Origin of the sequence: Arthrobacter sp. UYEF20, from assembly GCF_040546335.1 — a bacterium.
GTDB lineage: Bacteria > Actinomycetota > Actinomycetes > Actinomycetales > Micrococcaceae > Arthrobacter.
Genome location: NZ_JBEPNP010000010.1, coordinates 120,812 through 132,592, shown reverse-complemented (window position 1 = coordinate 132,592; position 11,781 = coordinate 120,812). Strand labels below are relative to the sequence as shown.

Here is an 11,781-nt window from a genome sequence, read left to right as displayed (position 1 = left end):
GCCCTCCGGCCGCCCCTGGCGGAGGGCCCCTTCTTCTCGTGTCGCTTTGTCGGTGGACCGAGCCCGGGCGTTAGGCCTCGGCAGGTGCCAGGACGACGTCGCTGACGGTCAGTTCGCCGTCGCCGGCAACCAGCGCCAGTTCACGCGCGTTGGCGGCGGCTTTCAGGTCGGCCAGGCCGGCCTTCAGCTGCGTCGTGAGCGATTCCGAGGCCGTGATGGTCGCGGAGAGCACCTCGGTGCGCTGCTTGACTTTGGCCTCGGACTTGGCCTTGCGGATGCCGCTCAGCGCGGTCCCCACGGTGGACAGGAGCGTGGTGTCGCCGTCGATCTCGAGGGCTGAGGGCCACGGGGCGCGGTGCACGGAGCCGGTCCGCCACCAGCCCCAGACTTCCTCCGTGGCGAACGGCAGGAACGGGGCGAACAGGCGCAGCAGGGTGTCCAGGCTGGTCGCCAGCGCGGCCAGCACGGACGCCTGCTGGGACTCGCCGGCCGCACCGTAGGCGCGGTCCTTGATGAGCTCCACGTAGTCGTCGGTGAAGTGCCAGAAGAAGCTCTCGGTGATCTGCAGGGCCCGGGCGTAGTCGTAGTTCTCGAACGCCTTGGTGGCCTGCAGGACAACGTCCGAAAGCTGGGCCAGCACGGCGCGGTCCAGGGGGTTGCTCAGCACCGAAAGCTCGTCGGAAACCACAGAGTCCTCCGTGGCACCGAGGTTCAGCACAAACTTGGAGGCGTTGAGCAGCTTGATCGCCAGGCGGCGGCCGATCTTCATCTGTGCGATCTCGTAGGCGGTGTCCGCGCCGAGCTTGGCCGAGGCCGCCCAGTAGCGGACGGCGTCCGAGCCGTACTCCTCGAGCACATCGGTGGGCACAATGACATTGCCCTTGGACTTGGACATCTTCTTGCGCTCCGAGTCCAGGATCCAGCCGGAGATGGCCGCATGCTTCCACGGCGCGGAGTCCTGCAGCGCGTCGGCGCGCACGGCGGAGGAGAACAGCCAGGTCCGGATGATGTCGTGGCCCTGCGGGCGCACGTCGAAGGGGTAGACCTTGGCGAAGAGGTCCTCGTCGGTGCTCCAGCCGCCCACGATCTGCGGGGTCAGCGAGGAGGTGGCCCAGGTGTCCAGCACATCGGCGTCGCCGGTGAAGCCGCCCGGCACGTCGCGCTGGGCTTCGTCGAAGCCGGGCGCCGCGTCCGCGGCGGGGTCCACGGGCAGTTGCGCATCGGAGGGAACGATCGGGGCGCCGTATTCGGGATTCCCGTCGGCGTCGAGCGGGTACCAGACCGGTACCGGCACGCCGAAGAAGCGCTGGCGGGAGACCAGCCAGTCGCCGTTCAGCCCGGAGATCCAGTTCTCATACCGGGAGCGCATGAAGGCCGGGTGGAACTCGATCTCCTGGCCGCGGGCAATGAGCCGTCCGCGGCGGTCGGCGTCGCGGCCGCCGTTGCGGATGTACCACTGCCGGGAGGTGACCACTTCGAGGGGCTTGTCGCCCTTCTCGAAGAAGTTCACCGGGTGCATGATCTTCTTCGGTTCGCCGTCGAGGAGCCCGGCGGAGGCCAGCTGTTCCACCACCGCTTCCTTGGCGCTGAAGACCGTCTTGCCGGCAATCGCCGCGAAGCTGGCCCGGCCCTCGTCCGTGGTGATCCAGTCCGGGGTCTCGCCGATGATGCGGCCGTCACGGCCCACGATCGCGCGGGTGGGCAGCTGGAGTTCGCGCCACCAGGTGACGTCGGTGAGGTCGCCGAAGGTGCAGACCATGGCCGCGCCGGAGCCCTTGTCCGACTTCGCGAGCGGGTGGGCCATGACCTCCACCTCGACGCCGAACAGCGGGGAGGTGACCTTCTTGCCGAACAGCGGCTGGTACCGTTCGTCGTCGGGATTCGCCACGAGGGCGGCGCAGGCGGCCAGCAGTTCCGGGCGGGTGGTCTCGATGTAGATCTTCTCGCCCTCCGCGGTGAAGAACGGGTAGCGGTAATAGGCGCCCGCCACCTCGCGGTCCTCCAGCTCGGCCTGGGCCACCGCGGTGCGGAAAGTGACGTCCCACAGGGTGGGGGCCTCGGCCATGTAGGCATCGCCCGCGGCGAGGTTGGCCAGGAAGGCCCGCTGCGAGATGGCGCGGGACTTATCGTCGATGGTGCGGTAGGTCAGATCCCAGTCAACGGACAGGCCGAGCGTCTGGAACAGGTTCTCGAAGACCAACTCATCCTCGACGGCGAGCTCCTCGCACAGCTCAATGAAGTTCCGGCGCGAGACGACGTCGAAGTCGCGCTGGTTCTTGGCGGGCTCGGCGGGAGGCCGGTAGCCGGCGTCGTAGCGGACGGTGGGATCGCAGCGCACGCCGTAGTAGTTCTGCACCCGGCGCTCGGTGGGCAGGCCGTTGTCGTCCCAGCCCATCGGGTAGAAGACGTTCTTCCCGGTCATCCGCTGGTAGCGGGCCAGGACGTCGGTCTGGGTGTAGGAGAACATGTGCCCCACATGCAGGGACCCCGATGCGGTGGGCGGGGGAGTGTCGATCGAGTAGACCTGCTCCCGGGTGGTGTCCCGGTTGAACTTGTAGGTTCCTTCGTCAAGCCAGCGCTTGGTGAGGGCGTCTTCCAGCCCCTCCAGGGCGGGCTTGTCCGGAACGTTGATGGGGGCGGTGGTGGGCGTGTCTGTACCCTGCGTTTCTTCAGCCATGGGGCAATTCTTTCACGGCCCGCCGGGGGAGACCGCAGTGGCCTGCAGTAGCATGCGTAAATGGAGCATTCTGACGCAGTTTTTGCGATCAAGCGCGTCTATGACGAACCCGCCGACGACGACGGCTGCTTAGGTCCTGGTGGACCGGCTCTGGCCGCGCGGGGTCAGCAAGGAACGCGCGCAACTCCGAGGTCAACCACGCCCGGGTGCTGCTGGAGTTCCTGCAGCGCTGATCCACCCGTGCATCCTGCGGTGCGGCTCATCCTGCGGGGCGCCGGTTCGTCCTGCGGGGCCTTGCCGTTAGGGTGGTGCCATGACTGAGGGAATCGACAACGCAGGAACTGCAAATACGGCAGCAGTAGTCAAGGCAACAGTGGCCAAAGCAGCAGTCGTCACCGGCGCCAGCACCGGAATCGGCGAGGCCACAGTACGTGCACTCCGGACCGAGGGCTGGACTGTCTACGCCGTCGCCCGCCGCGCGGACCGGCTGGAAGCGCTCGCCGCCGAAACCGGCGCCGTCGCGCTGCCGGCCGACGTGACCGAGGATGCCGACGTCGCGCGGCTGCTCGAGGAGGTGACCCGCGGCGGCGGCATCGACACGCTCATCAACGTTGCCGGCGGCGCCCGCGGCTCCGACAGGGTGGGCGAGACCAGGACCGAGGACTGGGAGTGGATGTACCGGGTCAACGTGCTGGGCACCATGAAGCTGACCCGCGCCTTCCTGCCCATGCTGCGCGCCTGCGGTGAAGGCACCGTCCTGAACCTCACCTCGACGGCGGGACTGTCCGCCTATGAGGGCGGCGGCGGCTACAACGCCGCGAAGTTCGCCCAGCATGCCCTGACCGGCGCGCTGCGGCTGGAAGAGGCCGAGCACAACGTCCGCGTGATCGAGGTGGCTCCCGGCCTGGTCCATACGGACGAGTTCGCCCTGAACCGGCTCGGCGGCAATTCCGAGGCCGCCGCTAAGGTCTACGCCGGCGTCGAGAAACCCCTGACCGCCGCGGACGTCGCCGACGTGGTCCGCTACGCCGTCGTGGCACCGCACCACGTCAACCTGGACCAGATCGTGATCCGCCCGGTGGCACAGGCCTCCAACTACAAGACGATCCGCAAGGGCTGAGCCTGCCGCGGCGCGGCCCGCAGCGGTGTGGTGCCCAGCCGCGCGGTGCTCAGCCTCCGGCCGGGACGGACAGCGTGGCCAGGACGGCCGCGTGGTCCGTCCCGGCCACGGCCTGCACGGAATAGCCGCTGCTGCGCACGTGCGGGCTAGTCACGACGTGGTCGATCACCACGCCGGGCAGCCATTGGCCGTCCTTGGGCCAGGTGGGAACAAAACGGGCCAGTGCCGCGACTCCCGCGTCCACGAGGCGGCCGGCGCCGGCAGCCCCGTCCGGGCCGGCGGCCAACAACTGGCGGAACTCGGCGTGGTCGAAGGTGGCATTGAAATCGCCCAGCAGCAGCACGTTCCCCGGACGGGCGGCGACGCTGCCCAGCAGGGCCAGGTCGCTCCGCCACCGCGGGGCCTGCCCCTCCACGGGAGCCTGGGTGTGCACGTTGGTCACCGCCAGCGCCACCGGCCGGCCACCCGCGTCCAGGCTCAGCCGCAGGGTCGAGATGTGAAAAGCGGAACCGTGCACGGAGTCCATCGGAGCCAGCGGGCGGGCGGAATACACACCGCTGCCGCCCGCGCCGTTCCGTGGGTTGCTGATCCGGTGCGGAAGCAGCCCGCCCAGCCCCTCGGCGTCCAGCCGCCGTTCCAGGGCCGGCGAAAGTTCCTGGACCGCCAGCAACGCCACGCCGTTGTCCCGGACCAGCCGGACGATGGCGGCGGCATCCGCACGTCCCACTCCGGCGTTGAGGCTCATGACTTTCAGCTCCGCTGCCGGCGCCGCTGCTGAAGCATCCGGCCCCCGTCCCTGGAGTTGGCCCGCGTGCCGCTCCAGGAGCACGTCCGGCGGGAACAGCCACACGAGCTGGCCGGCCAGGAGAACTGCTGCCGGCAGGACAGCCCACCAACGGCGGCTCTGCAGTGCCAGCAACAGGGCCGCCGCGGCGGGGAACACAAGCCAGGGAGTGAAGGCGACCAGCTGCACCACGGTGGTCGGCCACGGTGCCGGGATGGCGCGGAAGAAGGACAGCACCGCCACGGGTGCGGCAACCAGGGCAGCCGACAGCAGCCAGCGGCGGCCCGCACGGCGGCCCGTCACGCGGCGGCCCGAATCGCAGCGGTCCGAATCGCCCGGGGGACTGTCATGGCACGAGTCTAAGCAGTCCCCGCCGCGGCGTCGGGCTTTGATTTATTCGCCGTGGCCGTGACGCCCAACATTCACCATCCCGTGGTGCAAAGGCCAGCACACGGTGGCCGGCAGTTGGCCGCGGAACGGAACCGTGGCAGGCGCAACTGCACACCACCGGAGTGGAGACCCTTTCCCATGCGAACCCCGATGAAGCTTGGCGCGCTGCCGTAGTCAGCGCAGCCCTGCTCCTCGCCACTTCTGCCCAGGCCCAGGCCGCCGACACGAACGCCAACGGCACGGACAACCATTTCGACCTTGAAGCCCACCGCGGCGGAATCGGCCTGACGGTCGAATCCACGCTGGCTTCCTTCGCCAAGGGCCTCGAGACCGGGGTGTCGACCCTGGAGCTTGACCTCCAGATCACCAAGGACGGGCGCGAAGTCATTACGCACGACCGGAAGACCAGCGACAAGAAGTGCCTCGATACGGCGCCGGTCACGCCCAGCGACCCGGAGTTTCCCTATGTGGGCAAGTACATCAAGGACCTGACCTTCGAGCAGGTCCGCAGCCTGGACTGCGGTTCGCTCACCCAGCCGCAGTTCCCGGGCCAGGCGGCGTCTCCGGGAGCCAAGATGCCGACCCTTGCCGAAGTCTTTGCGCTCGCCGACTCCCACCGGGCCCGCCAGGTGAAGTTCAACATCGAAACGAAGGTCGAGGCCGGTGCGCCGGAGGAAACCGCCCCGCGCGAACAGTTCGTCGACGTCGCACTCCGGGAGATCAAGGCGGCCCACATGAAGAACCGGGTCTCCATCCAGAGCTTCGACTGGGGCTCCTTGCGCCTCGTCCAGCAGCGCGATCCGAACATCCGCACCGTGGCCCTGACCAACAAGGACTTCCTCCAGGCGGGCCAGCCGGGCAGCTCGCCCTGGCTGGGCGGCATTGACGCCGACGACTTTGGCGGCGACCTCATCGCGTCAGCGGCCTCGCTCGGATTCGACGCCGTCTCTCCCGTGCACGGCACTCCGCAGAACGGCAAAGTGGCGGACCCAGGCTACGTCTCCTACGTCACCGCCGACATGGTGCAGCGTGCGCACGCTGCCGGGATGCAGGTCATCCCGTGGACGGTCGATGACCAGCCGACCATGCGGGCGCTGATCGACGCCGGCGTCGACGGAATCATCACCGATTACCCGTACCGGCTCCGCGAGGTCATGGCCGGTGCCGGCATGAAACTGCCGCGCAGCTTCGAACTCCAGCCCGGGCGCTAAGCCGCCATCACTGCGTTCCACTGCCCGGCGGACTGGCCCTGCAGTGAAACGCAGTGACTTCTCCGGTAACATCGACATATCAGCTTTGACCCGGCCATCACCGGTGAGCTTCCGGAAGAACGCCCCGGCGCAACGTCAGCACGCACCAGGGCCGGTAGAACCGGACGGGTAAGCCCGTCACAGCAGCAATGAGCGGCCGACGCCGGAGCAGCTTCCTTGCCAAGAGGGAGCCGGACCGGTGCCGGTAAGTGAGGTGGTACCGCGGTACCGGTGCTGGAAACAGTGCACGGGCCGTCCTCGCATCCTGAATGAATCCCTTTGTTCACCAGCTCAAGCCAGGATGTCGAGATGACCCATTACCCCAAGGCCTCCGCCGCACCGTCCGGTGCAGGCGCCAGCACCGCTGCGTCCAACACCTCCGGTGTGTCGGCCTCCGTGAAGTTCCCGGAGATCGAAAAGCGCATCCTCCAGTACTGGGACCAGGACGGGACTTTCCAGGCCAGCATCGACCAGCGGGATGCGGGTAAAGACGGGTCCAACGAGTTCGTCTTCTACGACGGCCCTCCGTTCGCCAACGGCCTGCCGCACTACGGCCACCTGCTGACCGGCTACGCCAAGGACCTCGTGGCCCGCTACCAGACCCAGCGCGGCCGCCGGGTGGAGCGCCGCTTCGGCTGGGACACGCACGGCCTGCCCGCCGAGCTGGAAGCCATGAAGCAGCTGGGCATGACGGACAAGACCCAGATCGAGGCCATGGGCATCGACAAGTTCAACGATGCCTGCCGCGCCTCCGTGATGAAGTACGCCGACGAGTGGAAGAGCTACGTCACCCGCCAGGCCCGCTGGGTGGACTTCGAGAACGACTACAAGACGCTCAACGTCGAGTACATGGAGTCCGTGCTCTGGGCCTTCAAGCAGCTGCACGAAAAGGGCCTGACGTACAACGGCTACCGCGTGCTGCCGTACTGCTGGAAGGACGAGACGCCGCTGTCCAACCACGAACTGCGCATGGACGACGACGTCTACAAGAACCGCCAGGACCAGACCGTCACGGTGACCTTCCCGATCACGGCGGGGGAGTCGGAGCTGTCCAAGCAGCTCGCCGGCGTGCAGGCGCTCGCCTGGACCACCACGCCGTGGACCCTGCCCACCAACCTGGCGCTCGCCGTCGGGCCCGCCATCCAGTACGTGGTCCTGCCGGCCGGGCCCCACGGCATCAAGGCCGCCTCCGCGGACGCTCCCGTGACGGGCAGCTTCCTGCTCGCCGCCGAGCTGCTGGGCACCTACGCCAAGGACCTGGGCTACGGCGACGGCGCCGAGGGTGCCGCGGCAGCCGAGGCCGCGGTCACCTCCAGCCACACCGGCGCCGAGCTTGCGGGCCTGACGTACGAACCTCTCTGGGACTATTTCGACGACGCCGAGAAGTACGGCACCGAAAACGCCTGGCGCTTCCTGGTGGCCGACTACGTCACCACCACCGACGGCACCGGCATCGTCCACCAGGCACCCGCCTACGGTGAAGACGACCAGCAGGTCTGTGAAGAAGCCGGCATCCCGGTGGTCCTCTCCGTGGACGAAGGCGCGAAGTTCCTGCCGCTGTTCGGCCACGGCGACCTCGCCGAGATCGCCGGCCTTCAGGTCTTCGAGGCGAACAAGCCCATCACCCAGGTGCTCCGCGCGCAGGCCCGCCTGGTCCGGCAGGCGAGCTACGAGCACAGCTACCCGCACTGCTGGCGCTGCCGCAACCCGCTGATCTACCGCGCCGTGTCCTCCTGGTATGTCGAGGTCACCAAGATCAAGGACCGCATGTCCGAGCTGAACCAGGAGATCAACTGGATCCCCGGCAACGTCAAGGACGGCCAGTTCGGCAAGTGGCTGGCCAACGCCCGCGACTGGTCGATCAGCCGCAACCGCTACTGGGGCAGCCCCATCCCGGTCTGGCAGTCCAGCGACCCGGACTACCCCCGCACCGACGTCTACGGCTCACTCGCCGAGATCGAGACCGACTTCGGCCGCCTGCCGCTGAACAAAGCCGGCGAGGTGGACCTGCACCGGCCCTTCATCGACGAGCTCACCCGCCCCAACCCGGATGACCCCCGCACCTCGGAAGAGGGCCAGTCCGTGATGCGCCGCGTCGAGGACGTCCTGGACGTCTGGTTCGACTCCGGCTCGATGCCCTACGGACAGGTGCACTACCCGTTCGAGAACGAGGAATGGTTCGACACCCACAACCCGGCGGACTTCATCGTCGAGTACATCGGGCAGACCCGCGGCTGGTTCTACATGCTGCACATCCTCTCCACCGCGCTGTTCGACCGGCCGGCCTTCCGCAACGTCATCAGCCACGGCATCGTGCTGGGCTCGGACGGGCAGAAGATGTCCAAGAGCCTGCGCAACTACCCGGACGTCTCCGAGGTCCTGGACCGCGACGGCTCCGACGCGATGCGCTGGTTCCTGATGTCCAGCCCCATCCTGCGGGGCGGCAACCTCGTGGTCACCGAACCGGGCATCCGCGACGGCGTCCGCCAGGTCATCCTGCCGCTGTGGAACGTGTACAGCTTCTTCACGCTGTACACGAACGCGGCCAACGCAGTTGGAGGCCAAGCGAAGGGCTACGACGCGAAGCTCCGCTACGACGGCTACGCCGACACCCTGGACCAGTACCTGATGGCCAACACCGGGGACCTGGTCCGCAACATGACCGCGCAGCTGGACGGCTACGACATCTCCGGTGCCTGCGATGAACTCCGCAGCTACCTGGACATGCTCACCAACTGGTACGTCCGCCGCAGCCGCCAGCGCTTCTTCGACGAAAACGTCGATGCCTTCGACGCGCTCTACACCGCGCTCGAGACCGTCTGCCGCGTGGCCGCCTCGCTGCTGCCGCTGGTCTCCGAGGAGATCTGGCGCGGCCTCACCGGAGGGCGCTCCGTGCACCTGGCCGATTGGCCGGACGCGGAACTGTTCCCGGCCAATGCCGAACTCGTCGAGGCAATGGAACGCATCCAGCAGATCTGCTCCACCGGATCCTCGCTGCGCAAGGCCGCCAACCTCCGGGTGCGCCTGCCGCTGCAGGAACTCACTGTCGTGGCACCCGGCGCGGATGCGCTGGAAGGCTTCGCCGCCGTCGTCGCCGATGAACTGAACCTGCGCTCGGTCCGCCTGCTCGACGCCGGGAGCGCCTCCCCGGAGGAGTTCGGTATCGAACAGAAGCTGGTGGTCAACGCCCGCGCCGCCGGCCCGCGGCTGGGCAAAAACGTCCAGCAGGCGATCAAGGGAGCCAAGTCCGGCGACTGGGGTGTGCAAACAATCGACGGTGTCGACGGTGTCGTTGTTTCTGGCGGCCTCGCACTGGAGCCGCAGGAATACACCCTGGAAACCGTCGTGGCTGAAGCTGCGGAGGGTGCAGGAACTGGTCCTGCCACAAGGGCGGCTGCAGTGCTGCCCGGCGGCGGGTTCGTGGTCCTCAACACCGAGGTCACGCCGGAACTCGAAGCCGAAGGCGCGGCCCGCGACATGGTCCGCGCCATCCAGCAGGCCCGCAAGGACGCCGGACTCAACGTCAGCGACCGGATCCGGACCACTGTCACCGCCTCGCAGGCGACTGTTGACGCCCTGCTGGCCAACGCCGGGCTGGTCAAGACCGAAACCCTCACGGTCCAGCTGGACACCGTTGCGGCCGACGTCAAGGAACCCCAAATCAGCGTTGCAAAAGTAACCGCAGAAGCAGAGGCCTGAGCCATGACCGACGAATTCTCCGTAGAAAGCGTCTACGCCGAGCTGCTGGGCCGCGCCCCGGAAAACAAGATGGAGCCGCGGCTGGCTCCCCTGTACCGGGCGATGGACATCCTGGGCGAGCCGAACAAGGCCTTCCCGATCATCCACGTCACCGGCACCAACGGCAAGACCTCCACGGCCCGCATGATCGAGGCCGGGCTGCGCGCCCACGGCCTGAGCACCGGGCGTTACACCAGCCCGCACCTGTCCAAGGTCACCGAGCGGATCAGCATCGACGGCGAGCCGGTCCCGGATGAGACCTTCGTCCGGATCTGGGACGAGATCCGCCCGTACCTGGCCATCGTGGACGGCGAACTCGAGGCCGAGGGCCAGCCCCGGCTGACCTACTTCGAGTGCCTGACCATCCTCGGCTTCGCGATCTTCGCGGACCAGCCCGTCAACGTCGCCGTCATCGAGGTGGGCCTGGGCGGCATCACGGACGCCACCAACGTCGGCGACGGGCAGGTCTTCGTCGTCACGCCGATCTCGCTGGACCACACGGATCTGCTGGGTGACACCACCGAGGACATCGCCTACGAGAAGGCGGGAATCATCAAGCCCGGCGGCTTCCTGATCAGCGCCGAACAGCCCCGTGACGCCGCCCAGGTGCTGCTGGAAAAGGCCAAGGAAGTCAACGTCCCGTTCCGCTTCGAAGGCGTCGAGTTCGGCGTCGAATCCCGCACCGTCGCCGTCGGCGGCCAGGTGGTGAGCATCCAGGGCATCGCCGGCCGCTACGAGGACCTGCTGGTCCCCCTGCACGGCGCGCACCAGGCCGAGAACGCCGCCGTCGCGATTGCCGCCCTCGAAGCCTTCTTCGGCGGGGAGAAGCCGCTCGACGCCGAAATCCTGCAGGAAGCGTTCGCCACGGTCACCTCGCCCGGGCGGCTCGAGGTGGTCCGCACGGCGCCGACCATCATCGTGGACGCGGCCCACAACCCCGAGGGGATCCGGGTCTCGGCCGAGGCCATCCATGAGGCGTTCAGCTTCACGAAGCTCGTGGTGGTGGTCGGCATCCTGGCGGACAAGGACGCCGAGGAAATCCTCCGGCAGCTCAAGGAATCCCTGGGCGATCTCGCCACCGAATACTGCTTCACCCAGTCCAACTCGCCCCGGGCCGTCCCGGCCGAGGACCTCGCGGAAATCGCACTGGACCTGGGCTTCGGCGAGGACAACGTCCACGTGGCGGACAAGCTCGACGACGCCCTGGAGTGGGCCGTGGAACGCGCCGAGGCCAACGACGACCTGGCCGGCGGCGTCCTCGTCACCGGCTCCATCACGCTAGTGGCGGACGCCCGCATCCTGCTCGGAAAGGCGGATGCCTAAGCGATGGCCAAACTCACCAAAGCCCAGCGCGAATGGCGCCCGGGCATGCCCAAGAAACGCCGCTCCACGAAGGTCATGTTCGCTTCCACGGTCCTGCTGCTGGAAGCCTTTGTGGTGCTCTTCGGCACCCTCGCCGTCTTCGGCCTCCGCCGGAACGAATTCCCTCCGGTCCTGATCTTCTCAGTGGGGATCGCGCTGTTCCTCGTGTTCGTGTTCACCTGCGCGGTCCTCTCCAAGCCGTGGGGAGTGGGCCTGGGCTGGATCCTGCAGCTGGTGCTGATCCTGAGCGGAATCGTGGAGCCCACGATGTACGTGGTGGGCCTACTATTCGCGATTTCCTGGTGGTACGGCATCCGGACCGGCATCCGGATCGACCGTGAGGCAGCGCGGCGGGAACGTGAACAGGCCGCCTGGGAGGCGGCCCATCCGGGGGGCCCCGGCCCGGGACCGGCGCCTGAAACCGGCGCCCAGAACCCGTAGACTTATTCCAAACCCCACC

General features: G+C 67.9%; 7 protein-coding genes and 1 pseudogene. 6 read left to right on the top strand and 2 right to left on the bottom strand.

The window, feature by feature from the left end:
* Positions 1 to 70: 70 nt before the first annotated feature.
* Positions 71 to 2,677, bottom strand: a complete 2,607-nt coding sequence (valS, locus tag ABIB26_RS13015; RefSeq protein ID WP_354243610.1) for a valine--tRNA ligase — start codon at positions 2,675 to 2,677, stop codon at positions 71 to 73.
* Between the two features lie 60 nt (positions 2,678 to 2,737).
* Here valS and ABIB26_RS13010 point away from each other — a divergent pair.
* A pseudogene (locus tag ABIB26_RS13010) lies at positions 2,738 to 2,864 on the top strand (DUF488 family protein, N3 subclade); the annotation flags it as partial.
* 126 nt (positions 2,865 to 2,990) lie between these two features.
* Positions 2,991 to 3,797 carry an SDR family oxidoreductase gene (locus tag ABIB26_RS13005; protein WP_354243607.1) on the top strand — a complete coding sequence of 269 codons (807 nt, stop codon included), beginning with the start codon at positions 2,991 to 2,993 and terminating at the stop codon, positions 3,795 to 3,797.
* Positions 3,798 to 3,846: 49 nt separating this feature from the next.
* On the opposite strand, the gene ABIB26_RS13000 is transcribed toward ABIB26_RS13005, so the two are convergent.
* A complete protein-coding gene (locus ABIB26_RS13000; protein WP_354243604.1) occupies positions 3,847 to 4,884 on the bottom strand; it encodes an endonuclease/exonuclease/phosphatase family protein in 1,038 nt (345 codons plus the stop codon).
* A 209-nt stretch (positions 4,885 to 5,093) separates the two neighbouring features.
* On the opposite strand from ABIB26_RS13000, the gene ABIB26_RS12995 reads away from it, so the two are divergent.
* The 4 genes from ABIB26_RS12995 (at position 5,094) to ABIB26_RS12980 (ending at position 11,762) form a co-directional block, all read left to right on the top strand.
* On the top strand, positions 5,094 to 6,182 hold the full coding sequence (locus tag ABIB26_RS12995) for a glycerophosphodiester phosphodiesterase (RefSeq protein WP_354243602.1): 1,089 nt from the start codon (positions 5,094 to 5,096) through the stop codon (positions 6,180 to 6,182).
* A 348-nt stretch (positions 6,183 to 6,530) separates the two neighbouring features.
* Entirely contained in the window at positions 6,531 to 9,920 is a 3,390-nt protein-coding gene (ileS, locus tag ABIB26_RS12990) for an isoleucine--tRNA ligase (protein WP_354243599.1), read from the top strand.
* A gap of 3 nt (positions 9,921 to 9,923) precedes the next feature.
* On the top strand, positions 9,924 to 11,282 hold the full coding sequence (locus tag ABIB26_RS12985; protein ID WP_354243596.1) for a bifunctional folylpolyglutamate synthase/dihydrofolate synthase: 1,359 nt from the start codon (positions 9,924 to 9,926) through the stop codon (positions 11,280 to 11,282).
* Positions 11,283 to 11,285: 3 nt separating this feature from the next.
* A complete protein-coding gene (locus ABIB26_RS12980) occupies positions 11,286 to 11,762 on the top strand; it encodes a DUF4233 domain-containing protein (protein ID WP_354243593.1) in 477 nt (158 codons plus the stop codon).
* Positions 11,763 to 11,781 lie beyond the last annotated feature (19 nt).